The following is a 24602-nucleotide window of genomic DNA, read 5'->3' as shown; positions in this document are numbered from 1 at the left end:
TCCGCCGCTACATCATCTGGCGGAACAAGCACGCCGCCGACGAACGCCTTCGCGATTTCGTCGACAGGGCGAACGTTGCTTGATGCGGCACTAGTCACCGGGGAATTGTCGGCACCCGCAGTGCGCGCCCGCGTTCACGCCGTGTGGTAGGTGCCACCCTGCACGTAGTACTTGCCGCCGCAGCTGTTCTGCTTGTACGCGCCGACCCGCCATACGCACACCCAGGTGTAGACACCGGGGCCGTCCCAGTAGAAGTCGGTATTGAGGGTGCCGGCTCCCTGCTGCTCACGTGCGTCGGTGAATTTCTGGCTGCTCGACTCCGGGCCGCGGAAGTAGTTCATTCTGCAGTCGCTGCCCCAGGACTCCAGCAAGGCCTGGGTGAATCCACCGGCGTCGCTCGGGCGGTAGTTCATCCACGCCTCGCAGCCATTGGACGACGCGACGGACCCGGGGATCCAGCCGGCCTTTGGTTGAGCGTGCGTCGAGGTGGGGCCGGGGCCCTGCCCCGCTGGGCTGGTGGCTCCGGGCGGTGCGTGGGTGCCGTTCTGGCCGCCGGTCCCACCGGACGGTGGTGCGCCGGGGCCGTTCTGGCCGCCGCTCCCGCCGGGCGGCGGTGCGCCGTTCGCGCCACCGGCAGGATCCGCCGGGTGGCCGCTCGTGGCTCCCGATGACTTGCCGCCGGCGCCGGGCCCGCTGGAACGCGGGCCTGCGGATGCCGAGCTCACTGCCGGGGTGACGCCGGAGTTGCGCGCGGAGGCCCTGGCACCGGCGGCCGGTCCGTTGTGCCGAGCGAGCTCACCGGCGGTGACGGCGGCCGAGGCCACCAGGGCCACTGCGGTCGCGGCCGCCAGGATGTTGCGCCGTCGGTGCGAAGGCCGTGCGGCGCGCTCAGGCGCCTTGCGGGGCAACCCTGCCGCGTCGTCGGCGCCGGTGAGCCCGTCATCCGGTAACTCCGGTTCGTCCGTCGGCGCTTGTGAGGTGAGCGCCCGGCGCGGTTCGATGCGGGCCAGCAGGGGCTGCGGCCATGGGGCCGTGGCGCGCGTGACCCCTGCCGCAGCGACCACGGCGGCGGCGTCGGGGCGTTGTCCGGGATCCTTCTCCAGGCAGCGTGTGACCAGGGCGTGCAACTCGCGGTCGACGTCTGCCAGATCGGTCAGATCGGGAGGCTCGTGCACGACCCGGAAGAGGACTTCGGTGGCCGTGCCCTCACCGAAGGGCGGCTTGCCGGTCACGGCGAAGGTCAGAAGCCCGCCGAGCGCGAAGATGTCCGCCGGTGGACCCAGGGCTCCCGTCCGCGCCTGTTCCGGCGCCATGTAGCAGGGCGTGCCGACATGCTGCCCGGTGACCGTCATTTGGCTGAGATCGGCCGCGTGGGCCACGCCGAAGTCGATCACTTTGGGACCGTCGAGGTCCAGGATCACGTTCGACGGCTTGAGGTCCCGGTGGACGATGCCCGCCGTGTGGATCGCGCCCAGCGCGGTGGCCACACCGGCCGCCAGGCGCCACGCCGCCGTCGGTGGCAGGGGCCCGTCCGTCCGGACCGCGTCCTCGAGCGGTACCCCGGGCACATACTCCGTCGCCAGCCAGGGCCGGTTCGCGTCGGGTTCCGCGTCCACGAGGGCCGAGGTGAACGCGGCGTCGAGCCGGCTGAGCGCCGTGAGCTCGCGGGCGAAGCGGCGCCGGAACTGCTCGTTGCCCGCCAGTTCGGGGCGTACCACCTTCACGGCTACGAAACGGCCGTCCGCCCACCCCAGGTACACCCGCCCCATGCCGCCCGCGCCGAGCAGCGCGGCCAGCCGGTATCGCCCGACTCTGGTCGGGTCGTCCGGTGTGAGCGGACTCGCACCGAGCACTGCCAGGTCGGTATCGGTCAGTCCGGAGCTCATGAATCCCCCTTGCCCTGCTCCGCGCGGCACTGTGGTCCTATCCTGGCCCAGGACCCCATGTCCCGTGAAATCCCCTGCGGTCGGCGGTGAGTTGACGGCACATCAGCACGCTGCGACCATTGTCCGGTGGCGGATGTACGGGTGGCGATTGTCGATGATCATCCCGTGACGCGCGAAGGTGTCGCGGCACTGCTGGCGAGCAGTCCGGGCTTCGACGTGGTGGCCTCGGTGGACGACCCGGCCGCAGTGCCCCGGGACGGCTCGGTCGACGTCGTCGTCCTCGACCTGTATCTGGCGGACGGCAGGCCGTCGACGCCGGCAGTCTCCGAGATGGCCACCTGGGCACGGGTTCTGGTGATGTCCGCCTCGCGTGCCCCGGCCGACGTGCTGGCGGTCGTCCGGTCCGGAGCGAGCGGCTACGTCACCAAGGACACCGGCAAGGAGACGCTGCTGGCGGTCCTCGCGACGGTCGCGGCGGGCGGGTTCTCGCTTTCGCCGCAACTGGCGGACGTGCTGGCCGCCGCGCTCTCCGCGACACCGGCGGTACCTGACGACCCGTCAGACCTGCTGTCGCCGCGTGAACGCGAGGCGCTGGACCTGATCGCGGCCGGGTTCACCCACGCCCAGGCCGCCAAGCGGATGAACGTCACCAAGGCCACGGTCGACACCTACGTCGAGCGCATTCGCGTCAAGCTGCAGGCAGGCAACAAGGCGGAGCTGACCAGGATCGCCCTGGCGGCGCGCCGCACCTGAGACACACGCTGCGGGAAAAGGGCCAGAACAAGGGCCAGAACAAGGGCGAGGAACGGGACAGAGCGGACAATGTCCGATACGGGGGTGACGGCGGCCGGCCGGCTCGCGGCCTTATGGGTCCGCACCGCGGCGGGGACGGCCCTGGCGGTGTGCCCGCTCGTGTGGTGGCTCGCCGGTGCCGGTGTGCGGGGCGGCGCCGCCGCGGGCACGACGGCAGTCGCCTTCGCGTTGCCGACCGCGATGGCGGCGCGCGCCGTTCGCAGGGCCGGACGGGAACTCGACCGGCAGACGGCGGTGGCGATCAGTAACGCCGAGGAGGCGGCACGCTCTCAGGAGCGCGAGCGGCATCAGCGGATCCTGCACGACCGGGTCCTGCAGATCATGGAGATGCTGGCCCGCGGTGACCGTCGGTTCGACACGGGCGTCCGCGGCCAGGTCGCCGAGGAGGCGGCGTGGCTGCGCGACCTGGTGGAGACGGGCAGGGAGCGCGAACCGGGCAACCTGGTGGCCGAGTTGGAGACACTGGCCCGCGCCTTCGCCCTGCAGCACCTGCGGGTGGAGGTCAACACCGCCGGGCTCGCCGCCGCCGGCAATCCGCACGACCGGCTGCCGCGCTCCCACGTGTCGGCATTGGTCGAGGCGACCCGTGAAGCCCTCACCAACGTCGTCAAACACGCAGGAACGGATGTTGCCACCCTCCGCGTCAACCACGGGTCGCACGGCCTCGTGCTCACGATCGTCGACGCGGGACGCGGCTTCGACGGCGAACCGACGGCCGGCACCGGCCTGCGGCGGTCGATCATCGGCCGGCTCACCGAGGTCGGCGGTGCGGTGCTGATCGAGAGTGCCGCCGGTGAAGGAACCTGCGTGGAACTACGGCTTCCGATCCCCGAGTAGGCACCCATGGAATTCGTATTCGACGCCGGCGGACGCAGGACCGAGTACGCCCTGACGATCATCGACCCGACCGCCGAGGTCGGCGACCTGGCGAAGGCGCTCGGGCAGCCGCCCATCGCCCTGGTGATCGACGGACGTCTGGTGGCCGGCTCGGTCGGGCTGCCCGCCTCCGGGCTGGTGGCCGGGTCGGTCGTAGGCCCGGCCACCGCGGTCGCGCACAGCCGCCCCGAGCCGCCGCCACGTGAGGCTTGGGTGATCGCCGGTCCGGATGCCGGCGCCCGGTTGCCCCTCCGCCCGGGCGAGACGCCCGTCGGCCGGGACGCCGCCTGCGGTGTGCGGATCGATCATCCCGCGGTCTCGCGTCGCCACGGCGTGCTCACCGTGGCGGCGGCTGGGCCGGTCATGGTGGCGGACCAGGGTTCCCGTAACGGCATCGACGTCAATGGGACGTTGATCACGGAACCGACGCCGGTCGGTGAGCAGGACGTGATCGGTGTCGGCGGTGGTGCGGTGTTGCGCGTGGTGACCCCGCCGGAAGAACACCGACGGGCGAGCGTCGACCCCGTCCACGGTGTGCGGCACGGCTGGCGCGTACCGTTCCACCGCCATGCCCGCAGGACGCCCCCGGCACCCGTGCCGTTGCCGGTGCCCCAGGCGCCGCAGCGCCGGCAGCGCTCGCCGTTTCTGTACACGTCGCTCCTGGCACCGATCGGTCTGGCCGCCCTGACGGTGTGGCTCTTCCACGACGTGCGGTTCGCCGTGTTCGCCGCGCTGTCGCCGCTGGCGTACCTCGCCTCCGGGTTCGAGGAGCGGCTGCGCGGTCGGACCGGACGCCGCAGCGGGCATCGTGCCTACCTCGCCGCGCTGGCACGCTTCGAGGACGAGGTGGCACGGGAGCATCGGGCGGAACTCGCCCGCCGCAGGACCGCGGGGCTCGATCCGGCCGAGGTCACGTTCCGCGCCGAAGCACCGGGCGCGTCCCTGTGGGAGCGGCGTGCGGGTTCCGAGGACTTCCTGAAGCTCGCGGTCGGCGTGGGTGACCAGCCCTGGCAGCCGCAGCTCGCCGAACCGCCCTCCGGCGCCCGAGAACTGCCCGCCGAAGTCGCCGAGGTGCTCGCCCGGTACGCGGAACTGCCGCGCGTCCCGGTGCACGTGGATCTCGGCGTGACCCGGGTGCTCGGGGTCGACGGGCACCGGGAGGCCGCGCTCGCGGCGGCCCGCGCACTGCTGCTGCAGGCGGCGGTGGCGGCGGGCCCGGCCGACCTGGCGGTCGCGGTGTTCACCAACTCGGCCTGGTCGGCGCGGTGGGAGTGGACGAAGTGGCTGCCGCATCTGTTCGACCGGACCGAGGGCACGAGCCGGCTGATCGGGATCGGCCGCGCAGGGGCGGACCGCCTCGCCGCCGAACTCCTGGCCCACCATCCGTTCCCCGAGGCCGAGCGCGGTGTGCTGCTGGTGGTCGTCGACGGCGCCGCCCTGCTGGAGGGCCGTAACTGCCCGTTGCGCGACCTGATCGGCGGCCGGGCCGGTGCCACCCGGGCCGTGGTGCTCGCCGATCCGCTGCCGGCGCTGTGCGAGGTGGTGCTGAGCGTGCGCGCCGGTGGCGCCGGGGAGCTGCGCCACGTGGCCACCGGCGAGCGACGCGGCAGCATGCTGACCGCCGGGGTCGGCGAGGCGCATGCACGCGCGACCGCCCGGGCGCTGGCCCGCTTCGAGGACCCCGAGATCGCGTTGGCCGGGGCCGGCCTGCCCGTGCGGACGCCGCTGCTGCCGCTGCTCGGCCTTCCGGACCTGACCGCCGGCGCTCTTGTGGACCGCTGGCGGGCAGCGGCGCGCACGCTGCGCGCAGGCACCGTGCTCGGTGTCACCGACGACGGACGGTACGAGATCGACCTGGACGACGACGGACCGCACGCGCTCATCGCGGGAACCACCGGCTCGGGCAAGAGCGAGTTGCTGCGCACCCTGGTCACCGGACTGGCCGTCGGAAACGACCCGGACCACCTGGTCTTCGTGCTCATCGACTACAAGGGCGGCGGCGGACTCGACAAGTGCGCCGAACTGCCGCACGTCGTCGGCATGGTCACGGACCTGGACGAGCAGTTGAGCATCAGGGCGATGCGCTGCCTGGAGGCGGAGTTGCGGCACCGCGAGCGGATGCTGCGGGCCGCCGGCGTGTCGGACTTCCGTACGTACCAGCGGCTGCGGGACACCGGCCGTCCGGAGCTGGAACCCATGCCGCGCATGGTGGTGGTGATCGACGAGTTCGCGACGCTCGTCAAGACGCTGCCGGCCTTCGTCGACGCCCTGGTGGACGTGGCTCAGCGCGGCCGCGCGCTCGGCGTCCACCTGGTGATGGCCACGCAGCGGCCGGACGGTTCGGTCAGCGACGCCATAAAGGCCAACGTCAAGCTGCGGATCTCACTGCGGGTGGAGACCCCCGAGGACTCCCGCGCCGTCATCGACTCGCCCGCGGCGGCGGCGATCGGACCGCGGCAGTGGGGCCGGGCCTTCCGGCGGGTCTCCGGTGGCGAGGTGGAGGCCGTCCAGACGGCCCTGGCGACCACCGTCACCGCGACCGAGGTCGCAGGCGAGCGGCTGCGCGTCGCCCCATTCGACTTCGCTCCCGGTATGCCAACCGCTCCGGGCACCGAAGAGTCACATGCCGAGACGGGCCCCACCGACTTGCGGCGCCTGGTCGATCTGGCCCGCGCGGCCTTCACGGCAGGCGGGTACGCGGCACCGCGCCGGCCATGGCCCGATCCGCTGCCGCGGCACGTCCCGCTCGCCGGCCTGGACGTCGCCGAGGCCGGTCTGCAGACGCCCACCGCGGGCCTGCCGGCCCTTGTGCTCGCCGACGATCCGGACCGCCAGCGACAGGTACCGCTGGGCTGGGACCCGGACGCCGGTAACCTCCTGGTCTTCGGCGCGGTCGGCTCGGGCACCACCACAGCCCTGGCGTCGCTGGTGCTGGCCTGGGCGCGCGCCCTGCCTCCGGAGCGCTTGCACCTGTACGTACTCGACCACGGCGCGGGCGACCTGGCACCGCTGGGCGGGCTGCCGCACACCGGCGGCTACGTCCGCAGCTCCGACCGGGAGCGGCTGGTGCGGCTGGTCGGCCTGCTCGGCAGGGAACTGGAGCGACGCAAGGCCGGCGGCGGCGCGGACTTCCCGCGCTGGCTGGTGGCCGTCGACGGGCTCGGCGCACTGCTCACCGGGGCCGGGGACGACCTGCTGCTGGACGAGCTGATGGGGCGGCTCGGGCAGGTCTACGCCGATGGCCCGGCCGTCGGCATCGCGTTCGCCGGGACCGTCGACCGGGCCGGCGGCATACCGGGCAACTGGCTGAGCCGTACGGCGCAGAAGGTGCTCCTGCGGCTCGCCGACGTCTCGGACTACGGGCACTTCGGCGTGCCTGCGCGCGAGGTGCCCGAGGCGGCCCCCGGACGCGGCGTCGTCGTAGCGACGCGGCAGGTCGTGCAGGTCGCGGCGCCGGGAGCGGACCTCGCCGAAGCCGCGTCCGCGGTATGCGCCACCTGGCCCGGGCCGCACCATGTTCCGGCCATCCAGGTACTGCCCGAGACCGTGCCGCTGGCGGGACTGAAGGCGAGAGCGCGCGCCGACGCGCACCCGTGGACCATCCCCATCGGGGTCGCGCAGGAGAGCCTGGAGCCGGTTCACCTGACCGTGCACGAACACGACCACGTGCTCATCTGCGGTCCCCGCCGCTCCGGGCGAAGCACGCTGCTGGCCGGCATCGCGCTCGGCCTGCGGGGTGCCGTGGACGCCCCTGTCTTCGCCTACGCGCCACGCGAGTCACCGGTCCGCCGGCTGCCGGCCCCGGTGCGGCTCGCCTCCGACCTGACGGAACTCACCGCTCTGGTCCAGGAGAACGACCGGCCGCCTGTGGTGCTGATCGACGACGCGGACGCGTTCGACGACTTCAGCGGAGTGTTCCCTGCTCTGACGTCCCATCAGGACCCCGGGATCCACGTCATCGCCGCGGCCCGCAACGACGGCGAGGTGCGCAGCAGCATGCACTGGCTGACGTCGGTGCGGCGCAGCAGGTCGGGGGTGCTGCTGATGCCGGACTCGCTCGACGGCGACCTGCTGGGCGTCGGCCTGCCGCGCCGTCCCGCACTCACCATGCGGCCCGGGCGCGGATATCTCGTCTCGGACGGCTCCTTCACCGCCATCCAGGTCGCCATGCCTGACGACTGACGGGCGGACAGGGCGTGTGGTGCGAGGCACCACACGCCCTGTCCGGCGTACGTCCGACGCCCTGCACGCTACTGCCGACACCGCTCCTCCGCCTACCTTCGAGCCATCGACAACGGCGACCGGCACCGGACAACGGGAGGCCGGCGACAGGAAGAGGGAGAGCGCCATGGCGGTTCAGGTTCTGGTCGGAGCGAACGCGCAGAGCGACGCGCAGCAGTTCCTCTCGGCGGTGCAGACCTTCACGCAGGAGGTCAACAAGGTTCGTTCGGCCGGGCAGAAGTTGGCGAGCTCCAGCGAGTGGCAGGGCAAGTCCGCGCAGAAGTTCGACGCCGACTTCCAGGCGTTCGCCAAGGCGGCCGCCCTGATGGAGCAGTCGCTGCAGAAGATGGCGACGGGCGCGAAGACGGTCATCACCAACATCGACAACACCGACGCGCAGGGTGCCGCGCAGATCGGCAGCTTCAGCGGCTGAAGCTGCCGACCGCGTGCCCTCGCCTCCCTGCGGGGAACGGCACGGAAGGAGGCGAGGACGACGGCCTGTCGGCACCGAACATCGCGGCCACGGGCCGCACGGCGGTGGAGCCGTTCCAACGCGCCCACGGCCTGCGCGTAGACGGCATCGCCGGCGTGAACACCTGGCACGCGCTGCGGGCGTGACTCAGCGGAACGATGGTGCGAAATGGCAGAGAAGGTCCTGGTAGGCGCAAGCGCCCCGAACAGTGCGCGTGAGTTCGCCTCGGCGGTGTCGCGTTTCGAGGTCGCGGCGAAGAGTGTGGACAGCCTGGCTGAGCGTCTGTCGTCCTCCGGCAGTTGGCAAGGTCAGACGGCACAGCTCTTCGCCCGCGAGCGCGAACAGTTCACGCAACGGATGACCGCCATGCGGCAGGCGCTGTCCCGGATAGGACAGGCGGCACAGGCCGTCATCCAGGCGATCGAGGAGACGGACCGTCAGGGCACCGAGCAGATTCCCGATGCACCGGATGCCGCCGCTGCCACCGATACCACCGCCGAGCCGGTGATCCAGACGGCGGCAGCTCTGCCGATGACAACCGACTCCGGCCCACGCGGTGACGACTCGCCTCTCCTTGGCGCACCCGGGTCGCCCACCCGGTTCGCGGGCGGCGGCTCCCTCTTCGACACCTCCTCCGCCAACAACGTCCCCCCGGACGACTTCCACCGCCGCATCGCCGAGATCGCGCATCAACGCGCGAACGACACATCAGACGATCCTAAAAACTACGACAACTGCACGAACTTCGTATCGGACGTGCTGGCCGCCGCAGGACTGCCCCAGACCACGGGGCCGGGCCACTCCGGCTTCCAGCCGCTCTCGGGTGACAACACGCCCCGCTACTGGTGGCATGACTCCTCCCGCTCTGCCCTGCCCTGGATGTCGGCCCACGAGAGGTCGCAGAGCTGGATGTTCGCGCCGGACCTGTTCCGGTACCTCACGCAAACCGTGCACGCCCAGGAGATACCGGTGTCCCAGGCCAGGCCCGGCGACGTCATCTTCTGGCAGAAGCCGGATGGCACCTTCCACCATGCAGCGGTGATCACCGGTGTTGCCGACGGCGATCTCCTCTACACCCAGCACAGCGGCGCCCGTGACGACTGGAGCCTGCAGCGCGGGGAGACCGACTTCACCCGGCACGTCGGGCCACAGGTTCTGCACATCCTGCGGGTGCCGACACCATCGCGCATTGCACCAAACCACGACGACCCCTGGCACCCGCTGGAGGCAGAGTGAGAGGTCGCCTCGCCGGTCGCGGCGGGAGAGGCCGCGATGCGATTTCGGGCCGGGACATGGCCAGAACCGCCACTGCAAACGCGGAGGACTAAGGTGTATCGGTGATCTTCAAGAGGAAGCAGAAGGCCTCGGACCTCGGCGCCGTCATATCCGAGCTGGAGCAGGCCGTTGACGCTCGCGACGGTGCCCGCACCGAACGTGCCTTCACCGCCGCGCTGAAGAGCCTGCGGCAGGCGACGGACACCGAACTCGTCCTGGCGGGGCCCCGGTTGGCCGCACTGCTCCCCGCCTTCCCGCCCACCGGCCCGCGCCCGCTCCTGGCTTCGGCGGCCGGCTTCTGTGTCGAGAGCGGCGCCGATGCGGCGGCCTGCGCGGAGCCAGTCCTCGGCGGAGTCCACCGGGACCTGCTCGACGCCCTGGAGTTCGCCCGCCGTTGGACCGCTGCCGGCGGAGCCGAGGGCGAACTGCCGGAGCCCGACGGGAACATCATCGATGATGCGCTGCTGGCCCGCTTGGGCGACGACGCTCACGAGGCCACGCGGTTGGCACTGGCCTGGTGCTCGGTCGAGGAATGGCAGCCGCCCGCGCTGGCCGTACTGTGCCGCAGCGCGGAAGTACGCCATCTGCACGCATCCACGCTCCTCCCCACCTGCCGCGAGCTGGCGGCCCTGGAGCGGCATGACCTCAAGTGCCTGGCCTACGCACTGGCAGTGCTGGACGACGAGCCCCTGGTAGTGCTGCACCGGCCCACCGGGAGCGGGTTCGAGGTGCGCATCAGCGGCATCGGGGACAACTTCCAGTTGCACACGCTGCTCGCGCACGTCCTCATCGGTGACGGCCACGTGCCCGGCACCGCCCCTTCGGCTGAGAGCGTCCGCCTGGCCACGGACCCCGAGCCCGCCCGAGAACGCACCGCGGCCGTCGCGACCGGAGCCTTCGAACTCCTCGCCCCTGACGGGAAACGGATCTGGAACGAGGGGCTGCCCGCCGACATCCCCGTGGTGGAGGGATACCGCCTGCTCGTGCTGGACGAACCGCTCTACCGGCGCAGCTGGAACGCCGACCGGTTCTTTCCCCATCTCCCCGGTACGGCCACGCTGACCCGCGTCCTGTCCGACGACGAGGCGCGAACCTGGTTCGCCCGCACCTCGTCCGCCGAGGGGACCCGACAGGCTTTCTGACTCGGTGGACCCGGCCGAAGCGTTGCGCGAGGCCAGGGTCAGCCCTGGACCCAGCGGCCGTGATCCCAGTAATGGACGCCGCCGTCCCAGCGGTATGCGTACCCGGCGTGGTCGTGAGCCCAGTCGACCTGGCCGAGAACCCAACGGCGGCGACCATCGTCCTCACGGACCTGGAACCCACCACGACCGTGATCGCGCGCCCAGTCGACCTGGCCGAGAACCCAACGGCGGCGACCATCGTCCTCGCGGACCTGGGACCCACCACGACCGTGATCGCGCGCCCAGTCGACCTGGCCGAGGACCCAGCGACGACGCCCGTCGTCGTGGCGGACCCAGCGACCGTGCCCATGAACGTCGTAGGGCACTCGATCGTTGTTCCGACCCTCGTCGTGGGCTCCGGGCAGCTGCGCAGACGACAAGACGACCACGTCCCGGTCACCGGCCGGAACAGTGGCCGCCGAGGCGGAGCCCCCTGTGGCGAGGAGTCCCGTCGCTGCGACCGCCACGGAAGCAGCCGCCATGGCGGCCCGGCGTGCAATGCCCATCCCCATGATCTTTCCTCCTTGTTGCCCCATGACCTGCACGAGCAGATCGCGATGGCTTGCCTCGTATCAGGCACTGGCGACAGTAACCGACAGTTGGTTGAATGGTGAACTATCTCCGGAGTGAGGTACGCCATGTGCGCAGGCTCGACGGTGCGGTGGGCCGTCGGCGTCCTCAGGTACGGCCGGCACCGGGGTGAACGCTCCCCGGGCCCGTACCGCACGGCGATCACCAGGTCACGGTGCAGGCCGTGCAGGTCGGAAGAGGACAAGCCACTTCTGTCAGCGGGGAGGGGCTGCTCTGCCCATATCCGCCCAACCGATCTCGCACCTCCGCAGCCAGTCAGTCACCGGGGCGGAGGCTGGCTTCTTCGAGGTCGAGTTCGTGCTGGATCCGGCGCCGGGTGCCATTGCTGATCTTGTTCGCCTCGTAGAGGCGCTGGAGTTCGGCCGCCTCGATGGCGATGAGTGTCCGGCGGATCTCGCGGTAGGCGTCGGCAGGACGGGCGTCCGGGTCGCTGTAGTGGGCGTCTTCGACCTGGTGGATGCGCGCTTCCAGATGACGGCGGGCCTGTTTCAGGGCGGCCTCGGCGGCGGCACCCAGATCGGCGAGCTGATCCAGATCGCCCAGCAGTTTGAGCTCCTCGAGAGCGGCGCGGGCGATGCGCCGGCGGGTCCGGGCCTCCTCGCGGGCGGTGTGCTCCGGTTCCAGAGCGATGCCGGAGCGGCGCACGACAGGAGCCAGAGTGAAGCCCTGGAAGACGAGAGTGAGCGCGACGGTACCGGTGGTGAGCGTGAGAATGAGCGCCCGGTGCGGTAGCGGCGCCCCTGTGTGGGTGACCAGGGGAATGGAGAGCGCGGCTGCCAGCGGCATGACGCCTCGGGTGCCCGCCCAGGACAGGACGGCCGGAACGCGCCAGGAGAGGCGGTTGTCTCCCTCCCTGTGCCGGTGGTGGATCAGGGCGGACAGCGGGAAGATCCACAGCAGACGGATCGCCAGCAGAGTGAAGGCGATCACCGGCACCCACAGCGGCCAGCCGTGCTCGTCGCGCGCGAGATGACGGACGGCCCACGGAAGCTCGAGGCCGATCAGGGCGAAGACGACACTCTCCAGCAGGAAGGCCACGGTGTCGTAGACGGCGTGGACCTGGAGGCGGACGGGGGCGTCGCCGAGCTTGTGGCCGGTGCTGCCGAGGACGACCCCGGCCACGATGACGGCGGTCACGCCGGAGGTGTGCGACTGCTCCGCGATGACGTAGGAGGCGTAGGGAGTGACCAACGCGATGACGGTCTCCAGCATGGGGTCGTCGGTCCGTCTGCGGATCAGCGTCTCCACCGCGGCGACCGCCGCCCCGATGAGGGCTCCTCCGCCTGCGAGGATCAGAAACTGCAGGGCGGTTCCGGGCACGCTGATGGCGCTGCCGGACACCACGGTGGCCACGGCGACCTTGTACAGGACCAGTGAGGTGGCATCGTTGAACAGGCTTTCCGCCTGCACCATGGCCTGCACACGCGGGGGGAGTGACAGGCGCCGGCCGAGCGCCGTCACGGCCACGGGGTCGGTGCTGGCCAGGACGGAGCCGAGGATGAACGCGGTCGCGGCGGTGAGCGGCGTGATCGCATGGGCGACGTATCCGACCGCGAGGGCCGAGGCGAGGACCAGGCCGAAGACCAGGGCCGTCACGGGTCGCCACACGGTGCGCAGGTCGCGGACGGAGATTTCCCCGGCCGAGGCGTAGAGCAGCGGCGGCAGCACCAGCACGCTGATCACATGAGGCGGCAGGCGCACCTCGGGGATCCAGGGCATGAGCCCCACGACCACACCCGCAACCACGAGGACCGAGGGGGCGGGCAGGCTCCAGCGCCGGGCACCGGTCGCCACCGCTGTGGCCAGGACCACCAGCAGCAGGACGACGATCAGGCCGGTCATGGAGCGTCCCCGGTGGGTTACGGCTTGTTGCCCCCCTCTGACCAGGTACTTGACCAACGTAACCGACGTACGGCGGTGACGCAGCCGACGGGAAGCGACCCTCCGGTGTCCGGCACCCTGTCCGAGCCCGGAGGTGTTACCGGCGGTCCCGACCGGCGATCCGGTGCAGGGTGAGCGCGGCGCCGAAGAGTTGGACCCCGCGGGCGGTGTGCGGGTCGACGCCGGTCAGCTCGGTGACCCGAGCCAGGCGGTTGTCGACCGTGTTGGGGTGCACGTCAAGTGCCTGAGCCGTGCGGCGCCGGTCGAAGTCGCAGTCGAGGAAGGCGGCCACGGTCGCGGTCAGGCCGGGTTGGCTGTCCAGTGGTTCCAGCAGGGCGGCCAGTTCCGGTGCGCTGTCCGTGGCTCCCGCCACGTGGTAGTCGAGCAGCACGTCCCGCAACCGGTGCACGCCGGGCTGGTCCGCGACGGCTGCGATGCGGCGTGCTCGTTCGGCCGCTGCGGGGACCTCCTTGGGGGTGCCCGCCGTCGCGGCGCCCACGATCGGCGCCGCCGGAAGACGTGCGGAGAGTCGGCGGGCGACGGCGTCGAGTGCGGTCCGGGAGGGCAACAGGACCCAGCCGCCGCATTCGTCCGCCAGGCTCAGAACGCGGCCCTCGGCCAGCGGGGCGAGCCGGGCGAGCGCCCGACGCAGCAGCCTGCGTGCCGCGAGCGGTGTGGCGGGTTCGGGGGCCCGCACACTGAGCACGAGGTAGCCGGATTCCAGGGACAGTCCGTGACGGGCGGCCACCTCCTCGGGCTCGTCACCACGGATGAGTGCCCGGGCCAGGTCCCGTGCCGCCCCCTGCCGGCCGGCGAGGCCCGCAAGGTACGCCTCGGTGACGTTCTCGACGGTGGCCTGGAGCGCGCTGAGCTGCATCCGGGTCAACGACTGCAGTGCCGCTTCCTCGCCCGGACGGGCCAACTGGCTCAGCGCGTCCAGCAGCACCTCGGCACCGACGTGATATCCCCTGAGCAACTGCACCAGGGGCAGGCCTTCCTCGGCGCGCTCGGCGGCGCGTTCCCGGAACACCACGATGTCGGTGTCCGGCAGGCCTCGCACATGGCGGAGAAATCCACGTATCGCGCGGCGGGCCGTCGCCGCGATCTCCACATCCCGCATCTCGCCGGGCAGGAGATCGAAGCCGGGCACCTCGGCCCGCTGGCGTTCCACGATGGCCCTGGCCAGCTGGTTGACCCGCGGTTCAAGGCGCACGGCCAGCCGGATCGCACCCTCTCGCGCCATGTCTGGTTGTGACATGTCACAACTGTAGGCAGCTGTCAGTGGCCCGGCGGCCGATTGTTCCGGACATGCGTTCACGGTGGCATGGGCACCATGAGCTTCTCCCTCACCGACTACGCAGACCGGGTCTGGCAAGGCGCCGTCGACGACAGCATCGTCCATACCGGGCAGGCGGGCTCCGGCGTGATCGAGGTGGTCGACGGCGTCGGCTGGCACCCCGCCTTCGGCAACGTCATCACCTTCCGCACGGACGGCGAGATCATCCTGTTCGACACCGGCAACCCACTGGCCGCCGGCCGGCTCCACCAGGCCGTCCGTGCGTGGAGCCGACTTCCGGTGACCACCGCCGTCTTCTCGCACGGTCACATCGACCATGTCTTCGGGATGGGTCCCTTCGATGCGGAGAAGGCGCCACGCCCGACCGTGCTCGCCCACGAAAAGGTCGGGGAAAGGTTCGACCGCTACGTACTGACGAATGGTTACAACACGATCATCAACCAACGGCAGTTCCAGGTACCGGATCTGACCTGGCCGACCGAGTACCGCAGGCCCGACCTGACCTACCGGGAGGCGCTCACCCTGACGCGCGGTGAGCTGACCTTCGAACTCTTCCACGTAGAGGGCGAGACCGACGACGCGACCGTCGCCTGGATCCCCGAACACCGCATCCTGTGCCCCGGCGACATGTTCATCTGGCTGACCCCCAACTGCGGCAATCCCCAGAAGGTTCAGCGCTACCCGCGCGAGTGGGCGCTCGCGCTTCGCCGCATGGCGGCTCTGGGCGCGGAGATCATGCTGCCCTCGCACGGAGCACCGGTCTTCGGCGCCGACCGGATCCACCTGGCCCTCACCGAGACCGCGGAATGGCTGGAGAGTCTGGTCCAGCAGACGTTGGACGGACTCAACTCCGGTGCCCGGCTGGACGACCTGATCCACTCCGTACGCCCGCCCGCCCATCTGGCCGACCGCGTCTACCTGCAAGCCAAGTACGACGAACCGGAGTTCATCGTGCGCAATCTGTGGCGGCGCTATGCCGGGTGGTACGACGGCAACCCTGCACACCTCAAACCTGCTCGCGAGGACCGACTCGCCACCGCGTTGGCGGACCTCGCCGGCGGTGCCCACGCCCTGTCGGAAGCGGCCCGACGCCACGCCGACGCGGGCGAGCTGAGGGTCGCCGGCCACCTCGCGGAGTTCGCGGTTCAGGCCGCCCCCGACGACGCCGAGGTGCACGCCGCACGCGCTGACATCAACCAGGCACGTGCCGAGGCCGAGTCCTCCCTGATGGCCCAGGGCATCTTCACCTGGGCCGCCGCCGAGTCACGACAACTGTGCGGCGGCAAGCCCTGACCTGTGCATCGCCGACGGCAGGCAGCTCCATCGCATGGCATGGGCACCGCAACTCCACCAAGGCGCGGACGCTGACGCCCCCCGCACCACCGCCCGCGGATCGCGCGCCACCGGCACTCCCCCGCGCACGACTTCTCCAGACGTAAGGAGCTCACCCATGCCCTCCGCTCGCGCGGCAGCCCGTTCACGGCGCCGCAAGGCCCGTGGCCTCGCCGCCGCCATACTGCTCGGCCTGGCTTCGCCATGGGCCTGGACGACACCCGGACACGCCGCCACAGTCAAGCCGGCAGCAGACACATCCTCGTTCAACAGTGTTCCCCTGGACCAGATCTCCGTATCCGGGCTGCACAACGCCTACGACAAGAGCAAGTCCAAGTCGATCACCACGGGCCTCGACCTCGGAGCGCATCTGCTGGAGATCGACACCTACAGCACGTACGACAATCCCGGCGGATGGGTCGTCAGCCATTCCGATCCCTTGGTCAACGACAACAACTGCACCTACACCACCGGATCAGGCGTCTTCAAGACCACATGGAAGAACGGCAGCCTGAGAACCTGCCTCGACGATCTCAAGGCCTGGAGTGACGCGCACCCCGGTCACGACCCCGTCTACATCAAACTCGAACTCAAATGGGGCTTCCGCTCCAACGCGGGAATGGGACCGGCCCAACTGGACCGCCTGATGGCCGAACACCTCGGTGCCGAGAACCTCTTCACCCCCGCGGACATGCTCGGGACCTACCCGACGCTCGACGCCGCGGCAAAGGCCGGCGCCTGGCCCACCTGGAACCAGCTCCGCGGAAAGTTCATCGTCTTTCCGATCACCGGCACCATAGAGAACAAGCTCGCGGGCTACGACCTGGACCACCTCTCCACCGAACAGGAATACGCCCAGCACCTGGCCGACCTCTCGGCAGCCGGTCGGCTCGGACAGGCCTCGATGTGGCCAGCCATGACCAGACCAAGCCCCGACGGCGACCCCCGTCTCGTCTACGACGCCGCCCTGCGTCCCTGGTTCGTCATCTTCGACACCCAAGCCACCCACTGGCTGAACGACGGTTACCCCATGTCGTGGTACTGCCGCAGCCACTACCTCACTGTCGAAGGGGCAGCCGAAAGCGTCGTCCCCGCACTCGACGACACCGACCCCGACCCCACCGCCGCGGCCCAACGGGTCCAGTATCTCGCCCAGCAAGGCCATTCCAGCGCCACCACCTTCGACTGGATGAACACGCCCGGCGCCTTCACCCTCTGGTCCCGCGACTGCTGACAGGAGGCAAGCGAGGAGGAGCTGAGTGCCGATGATCTTCGATCAAGAGCATGACGGGGCAGCAGATGCCGAGTGGAGTGCGACAAGCCGTCGCAACGCCCGCTCCGTACACACCACCGTCGGATGGATCTTCTGGGATCCTGGGGCCGTGGCGCGGTTCGAGGCCCATGGCCTCCCAGGGCCGCTCGGCTACATCGCTTCCCGCGGCGCGCCACTCGCGCCTGCCGGGGTCGAGGCCCTGACCGCCGCGTTCGGCACCATCAGTTCGGTCGGCATCGCCGTCACCTTCGACCTTTTGAAGGGGGATGCAGCCGCCTTCCGCGAGTTCTGGCGCCTGCGGGACGAGGCCGTCGACGAAGGCCTGCGTCGCCACGCGCCCGGCATCGTCGACCCGCTGGTGGAGATGGGGCCGACACTGTGGTCCGCGGTCGACCTACTCCCGAGGCTGGGTCGGGTGCTGTTCGCCGCGACCGCGTCCATGCCTCGTCCACAGAACCCGTTGCTGTCGGGCTGGCACGCTGTGAACGCGATCCGGGAATGGCGGGGGGACACGCATTGGGCCCTGATGGCCGCGGCCGGTCTGACGTCCTCGGAGGCATCGATCGTTCACAACGAGTGGCTGGGCTACAAGGACGACTGGCTGAGCAGATCCCGGGGTCAGACCGAGGAGGAGATCAACCATGGCTGGGACATGCTGTCGCGGAAGGGATTCGCGGCAGAGCGCAGGCTCCTTCCCGCCGGTCTGCGGCTGCGTCAGCATCTGGAGGACCTCACCGACGAGCTGACGGCCCTGCCGTGGCGACTGCTCGGCATGGATTTCTCGACGGAGTTCGCGCAGCGCCTCGAACCCCCTTGTGAACTGCTGCTCGCACGCGTGGATGAAACCGCGGGACCGAACTACCAGCCCGCTTCGCGAGTGCGGGAGCGATACCGGGACCCCGAGGAGAGCGGTGGGAGCTGACGCTCCGGTTACGTCGTCATCTTCAGCCTGAAAACAGCCAGACGCACCGTTCATCGCGTGGAATTCGCCACAATTCACTCCCTTCGCGACGGATGAATGCATAAAGGTGGCTCTTTGAGCCCGGTTGCCCTCCGGTAACCAGGTCAGGGATTCACGATCAGTGGCATGGGAGAAGCGTTTGATCACGGTACGTAAGCGACGCACCGGGCTGATGGCTACGGCCGGCGTACTCGGCGGCGTACTCGCACTCACGGCCCTCGGCGGTACCAGCAACGCTGCCACCAGCGGAAACGGCACCGGGAATCACCCGAAACCGCAGGCGCAGGCAGGGCAGGCGGGCGCCCACGACGCTTCCGACGCCCGGGTAGAGATCACTCCCGGGCAGGGTGCCCACAACATCGGGATCAACGGCCCCGTCAAAGTCACCGTCAGCAACGGCAAGCTCACCAAGGTGACCCTGACCGCCGTCGCGACCGGTGCCGAGATTCCGGGCACCCTGGCCCCGGACGGCACGTCCTGGAAGCCGAACGGCCCGCTGGAGCGGGCCACCAGGTATCAGGTCGCCGCAGAGGCCGAGGACGCCAAGGGCCGCTCCGTCACCAGCAACGCCACGATCACCACGGTCTCCCCGGCCAACGACTTCATCGGGCACCTCTCCCCCGAGGACGGCTCGACCGTCGGTGTGGGCATGCCGGTGACGGTCGACTTCGACAAAGCGATCAGCGACAAGGCCGCCGTGGAGTCGGAGATCCACGTCAGCTCCAGCAGCGGGCAGCGGGTGGTCGGCCACTGGCTCAACGACGACCGCCTGGACTTCCGCCCCGAGAACTACTGGAAGCCCGGCTCCACCGTCACCGTCAAGCTCACCCACCACGGCGTCCGGAAGACGGTCACGTTCAAGATCGGCCGGAGCCAGATCAGCACCGTCGACGCCAGGACCAAGCAGATGACCGTCGTACGGGACGGCAAGACGATCAAGACCGTCCCCATCTCGTCCGGCAGCCCCGAGCACCCGACGTACAACGGCCGGATGGTCATCTCCGAGAAGTACCGGCAGATCCATATGAACGGTGCGAGCGTCGGCCTCACGAAGAAGGACGGCAAGCCCGCGTACGACATCGGCGACGTACCGCACGCCATGCGCCTGACCGACTCGGGCACGTTCATCCACGGCAACTACTGGGGTGCCGACTCGGTCTTCGGCAAGGTCAACACCAGCCACGGCTGCGTCGGCCTGAAAGACGTCCAGGGTGGCGGCGACGGCAAGCAGCCCGCCGCGTGGTTCTTCGACAACTCGATGATCGGAGACCTCGTGATCGTCAAGAACTCCGAGGACAAGACCACGTTGGCCCCGGACAACGGCCTCAGCGACTGGAACATGCCGTGGACCGAGTGGGTCTCGGGCAGCACGGCCCACTGACACCACGTCACTCCAGGCCTATAGACCTGAATCCCTTCCGTCAGGCGGCGGCCGACACCATGTCGGCCGCCGCCTGCGGCATCAGGGCGCTCCAACGGCTGAACCATCGAGTCGGTCCGGACGCCGGTGGCGGGACGGCGAACGAACTCAGAACCAGCTCACCGGCCGGCCACCGTCGCCTGACGCGCGGTCGGGGCCGCCCCATGGCTGCCGTTGGTGCTGAGCGCGCGCAGGATCTCCTCGACGCTCTGCTTGGCGTCGCCGAAGAGCATGCTGCTGTTCTCGCGGAAGAACAGCGGGTTCTGCACGCCCGCGTAGCCGGAGGCCATGGAGCGCTTGAAGACGATGACCTGCTCCGCCTCCCATACCCGCAGCACCGGCATGCCGGCGATCGGGCTGCCCGGGTCCTCGGTCGCGGCCGGGTTGACGGTGTCGTTCGCGCCGATGACCAGCACGACCGAGGTGTCGGTGAAGTCGTCGTTGATCTCGTCCATCTCCAGGACGATGTCGTACGGCACCTTCGCCTCGGCCAGCAGCACGTTCATGTGCCCGGGCAGGCGCCCGGCGACGGGGTGGACGCCGAAGCGGACCTCCACGCCCCGCTCGCGCAGCTGTCGCGTCAGCTCCGCGACCGGGTGCTGCGCCTGGGCCACGGCCATGCCGTAGCCGGGGGTGATGATCACCGAGCGGGCCTGGGCGAGCATCTCGGCCGCCTCCGCGGCCCGCACCTCGCGGTGTTCGCCCTGCTCATCGCCCCCGCCCGTGGGGGCTTCGATACCGAAACCGCCCGCGATGACGGAGATGAAGGACCGGTTCATCGCCTTGCACATGATGTACGACAGGTAGGCGCCGGAGGAGCCCACCAGCGCGCCCGTGACGATGAGCAGGTTGTTGTCGAGCAGGAAGCCGGCCGCGGCCGCCGCCCAGCCCGAGTAGCTGTTCAGCATGGAGACGACGACGGGCATGTCGCCGCCGCCGATCGAGGCGACCAGGTGCCAGCCGAGGGCCAGCGCCAGTGCGGTGACCGCGATCATCAGCGGCAGGTCCGGGCTGATCGTGAACCAGACGGTCAGCGCGACGAATGCGCCGAGCGCGCCAAGGTTCAGCGCGTTCTTGCCCGGCAGCATCAGCGGACGGGACTCGATGCGCGCCGAGAGCTTCAGGAACGCGACGATCGAGCCGGTGAAGGTGACCGCGCCGATGAAGATGCCGATGAACACCTCGGCATGGTGAATGCCCAGCAGGTCGGCGCCGATCCGGGTCTGCGCCGTGCCGTGCGCCTCCACCTCCAGGTAGCTGTTCCAGCCCACCAGCACCGCGGCAAGGCCGACGAAGCTGTGCAGCACCGCGATCAGTTCCGGCATCTGCGTCATCTCCACGCGGCGGGATTGCCACAGGCCGAGCGCCGCGCCGAGCGCCATGGCCAGCACGATCAGGGCCACCGCCCCGGCGGTGATGCTCTGCGCCGCCACCACGACCGTGGCGACCAGTGCGAGGCCCATTCCGGCGATGCCGTAGACGACGCCGGCGCGGGAGGTGCGGTGCTGGGACAGGCCGGCCAGGCTGAGGATGAACAACAGGGCGGCGACCAGGTCGGCAGCGTGGGAGGCCGTCTGTGAGGTCATCTCGGCTCAGCCTTTCGAGAACATGGACAGCATGCGGCGGGTCACGGCGAAACCTCCGAAGACGTTCACGCTCGTCAGCAGGACCGCCACGAAGGACAATGCGGTGACGATCCGGTTCTCGTGCCCGATCTGCAGCAGGGCGCCGATCACGACGATCCCGGAGATCGCGTTGGTCACCGACATCAGCGGCGTGTGCAGCGCGTGGTGCACCTTGCCGATGACGTAGTAGCCGATCACCACCGCCAGGGCGAACACCGTGAAGTTTCCCGCGAGTTGGGCGGGGGCGAAGGCGACCAGCAGGAACATGGCGAGCATGCCGAGCCCCATCAGGCCGAAGCGTCCCGCAGGCGTCAGCCTCGGCTGCTTCGGCTCGGGCTCGGCAAGCGTGGTCTCCGGCTGCGCGGCGGGCGCGGCCGAGACCGCCACGGGCGGGGGCGGCCAGGTGACTTCGCCGTCGCGCACCACGGTCACGGCCCGCTGTACGACGTCGTCGAAGTCGATCGCCAGCCGCCCGTCCTTGCCGGGGGTGAGCAGCTTCAGCAGATTCACCAGGTTGGTGCCGAACAGCTGCGAGGCCTGGGCGGGCAGCCGGGAGGCCAGGTCGGTGTAGCCGATGACGGTGACCCCGTTGTCGGTGACGACCGCACGCCCGGGCACAGTGCCCTCGACGTTGCCGCCCTGGGCGGCGGCCATGTCGACGACGACGCTGCCCGGCTTCATGACCGCCACGTCCCGGGCCGTCAGCAGACGCGGCGCCGGCCGGCCCGGGATCAGCGCGGTGGTGATCACGATGTCCACGTCCGCTGCCTGCTCGTGGTAGAGCTCGGCGGCGGCACGGTCGTAGTCGGCCGAGGTCGCCCTGGCGTAGCCGTCGGTGCTCGCCTCCTGGGCGACGTGCACCGGGAGGTACTCCCCGCCCAGCGACTTCACCTGATCCGCGACCTCGGGCCGCGGGTCGGTCGCCCGCACGATCGCGCCGAGGCTGGACGCCGCACCGATCGCCGCCAGACCGGCCACGCCCGCGCCGGCGACCAGCACCTTCGCCGGCGGCACCTTGCCCGCCGCGGTGACCTGGCCGGTGAAGAACCGGCCGAAGACGTGCGCGGCCTCGATCACCGCACGGTACCCGGCGATGTTCGCCATCGACGACAGCACGTCCATCGACTGAGCGCGCGAGATGCGCGGCACCGCGTCCAGCGCCAGAGCGGTCACCCCGGCATCGGCGAGTGTCCGAAGCAGTTCGGGCCTTTGTGCCGGCGCCAGCAGGGCGACCACTGTCGTGCCCTGCCGGAGCCGGGTGATCTCCGCATCGGAGGGGGAGTTCACCTTCAGGACGACATCCGCGTCCCAGGCCTCGCCGATCTCCGCGCCGATATCGAGGTAGGCCTGGTCGCTGAAGCCGGACGCCGCGCCGGCCTCGGACTCCACCACGACCTCGTAGCCGAGAGCCAGCAGCTGACGTACGGTCGCCGGCGTCGCCGCGACACGCGTCTCACCGGAGACGGACTCGGCCACCACGCCGACGCGCTGGGGTGGGTGGTGTGCAGGTTCTTGTGCAGACATTTCTCGTGTTCTCTCCTGGGAGGAGGGCTTGACGGGCTATCCGCGATCAAAGGGCGTCCACAGGGTTCGTCCTCGTGGACGCCGGCCGTGGGAACCTACCCGCCGGGGTCGCCTGTGCCTACGGACATGGCCGTGGTGTGTTTCACTCGGCGGTCGCTGCGCCGCCGTTCGCCCGCAGCGTACGCAGGAGGTACTCGGTGACTCGGCCCACCCGGTCACGCACGAGCGAGGCACGGCCGGTGTGGACGGGGCGTGCGCACGGTGTTCCACAACTCTGCTGAGATGTGCCAGGAGACAGGGTGACCCGCACGATGGCGTGACATGACACCTGGCCGCCGGGCGAGGATGTCGGTCCGCGTCAGCCGCGGGTCAAAAGCTCTCCCCAGCAAGCGGGTGCGACGATGCCCGCGCGTACGGGCGACCGCGGTCACCAGGTCCTTCCGGCCGGCCGGGCGACGTGCGGCGGGGAGGCCCATGCGCTTGACCGGGGGTCGCCGGCCTCGCGGCGCGGGTGCTCGTCCGGAGCGCGGTCGGCTGCCTCGGCCGCCGCGCCGAAGAAATCACCACCCTTGCGCTTGGAGTCGTCCGTGCCCCACGCGCGGTCCCTGCCTGCCGGCACCTTCCGAAGATGCGGGATGTGCTTGGCGCAGTGGATGTACGCCTCCTCCACCGTGACCTCCACCCACAGCCGCGCCCGGCGGCCGGGCGCGGGGTCGACCGGCAGGTCCGGGCGTTCGCGGCGCATCTCTTCGTCGGAGAGGACACGGGCCCTGCCGTTGACGTGGAGGCCGATCCGGTCCCGAAGGAAGTCGATCATGAGAATGCCGACGTGTGGATTCTCCTGGATGTTGCCGAGGCTGGCGAGCACGCCGTTGCCGCGGTACTCGGGGTAGGCCAGAGTCCTGTCGTCGAAGACCTGGACGAAGCCGGGAGGGCCGGCCCGGAAGGTGTTGTCGCACTCCCCGTGGCGGTCGGAGGTGGCGAGGAAGAACATCTCCTGCCGCGCCACGAATTCCCGCATCCGCGGATTGAGCCGGTCGAGCACCTGCTCGTCGTAGAACTTGTCGGCACGGTCCGTGGTGCCCATGCGCTCCTGGAGCCCGTGCTCGCCGTCACTGCCCGGGCGGTCGGGGTGGGAGGAGCGCCGGACGCGGCGGGCGTCTGGTACGTGGACCCGCTGCTGCTGGATCGCAGCGCCGTCGCCGTCGGCCCGGGAGGGGGCCGCCCCTTCGCCGTCCTGCCCGGCCTGCGGCGGACCGGTGTCCACTTCCGGGCGCGCCGCAGTCCTCCCCTCGGGACCTGACTCCCTCCCACCACGCCGCCCCGGGGCAGGTTCCGGGACAGGCTCTCGGTCCGGGTCCTCGTTCCGGTCCCGGCCGGGGTGCCCGTCCAGGTTCAAGTGACCGTCCACGTTCCTCTGTGTCTCCTTCAGGCGCTAGTGCCGTGGCCGGGCGTGGCCGCGACCAGTCATACGACGGAGTCGTGCTGTAACCGCCGGGAGGGACACCGACCCGCGCAAGGGCGCCGGCACCGCCGTGGATCGGGGCCGGGGGTCCGGAGGGACAGCGTCACGGCGATGCCACGGGCCGAACCGTCCCGCGGCACTCGGCAGTTCACCGTCCGTCCCCGTTGCCAAGCCGTCAAAGACCGCCGGCGGCCCCGCCTACGCCCTGGCCGCCGCAATCGGCCGGTGTGGGAGTCGAGGCCCCGGTTCACCCGGTGAGCAGCCTGTCGCTCCATGCCACCTCCGCGGGCAGACAGCCGGAAGTCCAAGTCACCCGGGCCGGGTTTCCACCCCGGGCTGACACATCCTCACGTTCAACAGGGCACGACCGCCTGGCCGAGCCGGTCTCAGACCCTACCCGGCGCGGATGGATGCACAAGGGGCCGCTCCCCGCCGCATCCGCAAACCCCCGGTTCATGCCGCACTGTCCGCAGCCGGGAAGATCACGGTTCCCTGCGGTCGGTCACCAA

General features: G+C 70.4%; 19 protein-coding genes and 1 pseudogene. 13 read left to right on the top strand and 7 right to left on the bottom strand.

What is annotated here, in order from left to right; genetic code table 11:
* A pseudogene (locus ACWCQS_RS35260) lies at window positions 1–83 on the top strand (transposase); the annotation flags it as partial.
* A 51-nt stretch (window positions 84–134) separates the two neighbouring features.
* On the opposite strand, the gene ACWCQS_RS35255 reads toward ACWCQS_RS35260, so the two are convergent.
* Window positions 135–1886, bottom strand: coding sequence for a protein kinase domain-containing protein (locus tag ACWCQS_RS35255; protein ID WP_451008231.1), 1752 nt, complete (start codon window positions 1884–1886; stop codon window positions 135–137).
* Between the two features lie 126 nt (window positions 1887–2012).
* Here ACWCQS_RS35255 and ACWCQS_RS35250 point away from each other — a divergent pair, with 126 nt between their 5' ends.
* The 7 genes from ACWCQS_RS35250 to ACWCQS_RS35220 all read left to right on the top strand — a co-directional run bounded on the left by ACWCQS_RS35250 (window position 2013) and on the right by ACWCQS_RS35220 (window position 10685).
* Window positions 2013–2639 carry a LuxR C-terminal-related transcriptional regulator gene (locus ACWCQS_RS35250; protein ID WP_451008230.1) on the top strand — a complete coding sequence of 209 codons (627 nt, stop codon included), beginning with the start codon at window positions 2013–2015 and terminating at the stop codon, window positions 2637–2639.
* A 69-nt stretch (window positions 2640–2708) separates the two neighbouring features.
* Window positions 2709–3536 (top strand): sensor histidine kinase, encoded by an 828-nt coding sequence (locus ACWCQS_RS35245; RefSeq protein ID WP_451008229.1) that lies wholly within the window; start codon window positions 2709–2711, stop codon window positions 3534–3536.
* A 6-nt stretch (window positions 3537–3542) separates the two neighbouring features.
* Complete coding sequence (locus ACWCQS_RS35240) at window positions 3543–7757, top strand: FtsK/SpoIIIE domain-containing protein (protein ID WP_451008228.1); 4215 nt, start codon at window positions 3543–3545, stop codon at window positions 7755–7757.
* Window positions 7758–7923: 166 nt separating this feature from the next.
* The gene (locus ACWCQS_RS35235) at window positions 7924–8229 is read left to right on the top strand and encodes a WXG100 family type VII secretion target (RefSeq protein WP_388627111.1); all 306 of its coding nucleotides are present in this window, start codon (window positions 7924–7926) and stop codon (window positions 8227–8229) included.
* A 104-nt stretch (window positions 8230–8333) separates the two neighbouring features.
* Window positions 8334–8414: a peptidoglycan-binding domain-containing protein gene (locus ACWCQS_RS35230; protein ID WP_451008240.1), complete on the top strand. Its 81-nt coding sequence runs from the start codon at window positions 8334–8336 to the stop codon at window positions 8412–8414.
* Between the two features lie 22 nt (window positions 8415–8436).
* Complete coding sequence (locus ACWCQS_RS35225; RefSeq protein WP_451008227.1) at window positions 8437–9504, top strand: amidase domain-containing protein; 1068 nt, start codon at window positions 8437–8439, stop codon at window positions 9502–9504.
* A 101-nt stretch (window positions 9505–9605) separates the two neighbouring features.
* Complete coding sequence (locus ACWCQS_RS35220) at window positions 9606–10685, top strand: hypothetical protein (RefSeq protein WP_451008226.1); 1080 nt, start codon at window positions 9606–9608, stop codon at window positions 10683–10685.
* A gap of 38 nt (window positions 10686–10723) precedes the next feature.
* On the opposite strand, the gene ACWCQS_RS35215 is transcribed toward ACWCQS_RS35220, so the two are convergent.
* The 3 genes from ACWCQS_RS35215 to ACWCQS_RS35205 all read right to left on the bottom strand — a co-directional run bounded on the left by ACWCQS_RS35215 (window position 10724) and on the right by ACWCQS_RS35205 (window position 14454).
* Entirely contained in the window at window positions 10724–11236 is a 513-nt protein-coding gene (locus ACWCQS_RS35215) for a hypothetical protein (protein ID WP_451008225.1), read from the bottom strand.
* A 334-nt stretch (window positions 11237–11570) separates the two neighbouring features.
* Window positions 11571–13157, bottom strand: coding sequence for a Na+/H+ antiporter (locus tag ACWCQS_RS35210; protein ID WP_451008224.1), 1587 nt, complete (start codon window positions 13155–13157; stop codon window positions 11571–11573).
* A 136-nt stretch (window positions 13158–13293) separates the two neighbouring features.
* Window positions 13294–14454, bottom strand: coding sequence for a PucR family transcriptional regulator (locus ACWCQS_RS35205; protein ID WP_451008223.1), 1161 nt, complete (start codon window positions 14452–14454; stop codon window positions 13294–13296).
* Between the two features lie 75 nt (window positions 14455–14529).
* On the opposite strand from ACWCQS_RS35205, the gene ACWCQS_RS35200 reads away from it, so the two are divergent.
* From ACWCQS_RS35200 to ACWCQS_RS35185, 4 genes are all read left to right on the top strand, one after another.
* On the top strand, window positions 14530–15786 hold the full coding sequence (locus ACWCQS_RS35200) for an alkyl sulfatase dimerization domain-containing protein (RefSeq protein WP_451008222.1): 1257 nt from the start codon (window positions 14530–14532) through the stop codon (window positions 15784–15786).
* 157 nt (window positions 15787–15943) lie between these two features.
* Entirely contained in the window at window positions 15944–17059 is a 1116-nt protein-coding gene (locus ACWCQS_RS35195) for a Ca2+-dependent phosphoinositide-specific phospholipase C (RefSeq protein WP_451008221.1), read from the top strand.
* Window positions 17060–17090: 31 nt separating this feature from the next.
* On the top strand, window positions 17091–18020 hold the full coding sequence (locus ACWCQS_RS35190) for an SCO6745 family protein (protein ID WP_451008239.1): 930 nt from the start codon (window positions 17091–17093) through the stop codon (window positions 18018–18020).
* 211 nt (window positions 18021–18231) lie between these two features.
* Window positions 18232–19440 (top strand): Ig-like domain-containing protein, encoded by a 1209-nt coding sequence (locus ACWCQS_RS35185; RefSeq protein WP_451008238.1) that lies wholly within the window; start codon window positions 18232–18234, stop codon window positions 19438–19440.
* Window positions 19441–19598: 158 nt separating this feature from the next.
* Here the strand turns inward: ACWCQS_RS35185 and pntB are convergent, their stop codons facing one another.
* From pntB to ACWCQS_RS35170, 3 genes are all read right to left on the bottom strand, one after another.
* Entirely contained in the window at window positions 19599–21065 is a 1467-nt protein-coding gene (gene pntB, locus ACWCQS_RS35180) for a Re/Si-specific NAD(P)(+) transhydrogenase subunit beta (RefSeq protein ID WP_451008220.1), read from the bottom strand.
* Between the two features lie 6 nt (window positions 21066–21071).
* On the bottom strand, window positions 21072–22628 hold the full coding sequence (locus ACWCQS_RS35175; protein WP_451008219.1) for a Re/Si-specific NAD(P)(+) transhydrogenase subunit alpha: 1557 nt from the start codon (window positions 22626–22628) through the stop codon (window positions 21072–21074).
* Window positions 22629–23055: 427 nt separating this feature from the next.
* Complete coding sequence (locus ACWCQS_RS35170; protein WP_451008218.1) at window positions 23056–23715, bottom strand: pyridoxamine 5'-phosphate oxidase family protein; 660 nt, start codon at window positions 23713–23715, stop codon at window positions 23056–23058.
* A 15-nt stretch (window positions 23716–23730) separates the two neighbouring features.
* Between ACWCQS_RS35170 and ACWCQS_RS35165 the strand changes: the two genes are divergently transcribed.
* Window positions 23731–23931 (top strand): hypothetical protein, encoded by a 201-nt coding sequence (locus ACWCQS_RS35165; RefSeq protein ID WP_451008217.1) that lies wholly within the window; start codon window positions 23731–23733, stop codon window positions 23929–23931.
* Window positions 23932–24602 lie beyond the last annotated feature (671 nt).

Source organism: Streptomyces sp. NPDC002076, from assembly GCF_053593835.1.
Note: the sequence above shows the minus strand (reverse complement) of the source record. Positions and strands in the feature narration are given on the sequence as shown.

Bases quoted from the DNA above. Each gene is read 5' to 3' on its own strand.
- ACWCQS_RS35255 (WP_451008231.1), bottom strand. From the start codon at position 1,886: ATGAGCTCCGGACTGACCGATACCGACCTGGCAGTGCTCGGTGCGAGT.
- ACWCQS_RS35245 (WP_451008229.1), top strand. From the start codon at position 2,709: ATGTCCGATACGGGGGTGACGGCGGCCGGCCGGCTCGCGGCCTTATGG.
- ACWCQS_RS35240 (WP_451008228.1), top strand. From the start codon at position 3,543: ATGGAATTCGTATTCGACGCCGGCGGACGCAGGACCGAGTACGCCCTG.
- ACWCQS_RS35235 (WP_388627111.1), top strand. From the start codon at position 7,924: ATGGCGGTTCAGGTTCTGGTCGGAGCGAACGCGCAGAGCGACGCGCAG.
- ACWCQS_RS35225 (WP_451008227.1), top strand. From the start codon at position 8,437: ATGGCAGAGAAGGTCCTGGTAGGCGCAAGCGCCCCGAACAGTGCGCGT.
- ACWCQS_RS35215 (WP_451008225.1), bottom strand. From the start codon at position 11,236: ATGGGGATGGGCATTGCACGCCGGGCCGCCATGGCGGCTGCTTCCGTG.
- ACWCQS_RS35210 (WP_451008224.1), bottom strand. From the start codon at position 13,157: ATGACCGGCCTGATCGTCGTCCTGCTGCTGGTGGTCCTGGCCACAGCG.
- ACWCQS_RS35205 (WP_451008223.1), bottom strand. From the start codon at position 14,454: ATGTCACAACCAGACATGGCGCGAGAGGGTGCGATCCGGCTGGCCGTG.
- ACWCQS_RS35200 (WP_451008222.1), top strand. From the start codon at position 14,530: ATGAGCTTCTCCCTCACCGACTACGCAGACCGGGTCTGGCAAGGCGCC.
- ACWCQS_RS35195 (WP_451008221.1), top strand. From the start codon at position 15,944: ATGCCCTCCGCTCGCGCGGCAGCCCGTTCACGGCGCCGCAAGGCCCGT.
- ACWCQS_RS35190 (WP_451008239.1), top strand. From the start codon at position 17,091: ATGATCTTCGATCAAGAGCATGACGGGGCAGCAGATGCCGAGTGGAGT.
- ACWCQS_RS35185 (WP_451008238.1), top strand. From the start codon at position 18,232: ATGGCTACGGCCGGCGTACTCGGCGGCGTACTCGCACTCACGGCCCTC.
- pntB (WP_451008220.1), bottom strand. From the start codon at position 21,065: ATGACCTCACAGACGGCCTCCCACGCTGCCGACCTGGTCGCCGCCCTG.
- ACWCQS_RS35175 (WP_451008219.1), bottom strand. From the start codon at position 22,628: ATGTCTGCACAAGAACCTGCACACCACCCACCCCAGCGCGTCGGCGTG.
- ACWCQS_RS35170 (WP_451008218.1), bottom strand. From the start codon at position 23,715: ATGGGCACCACGGACCGTGCCGACAAGTTCTACGACGAGCAGGTGCTC.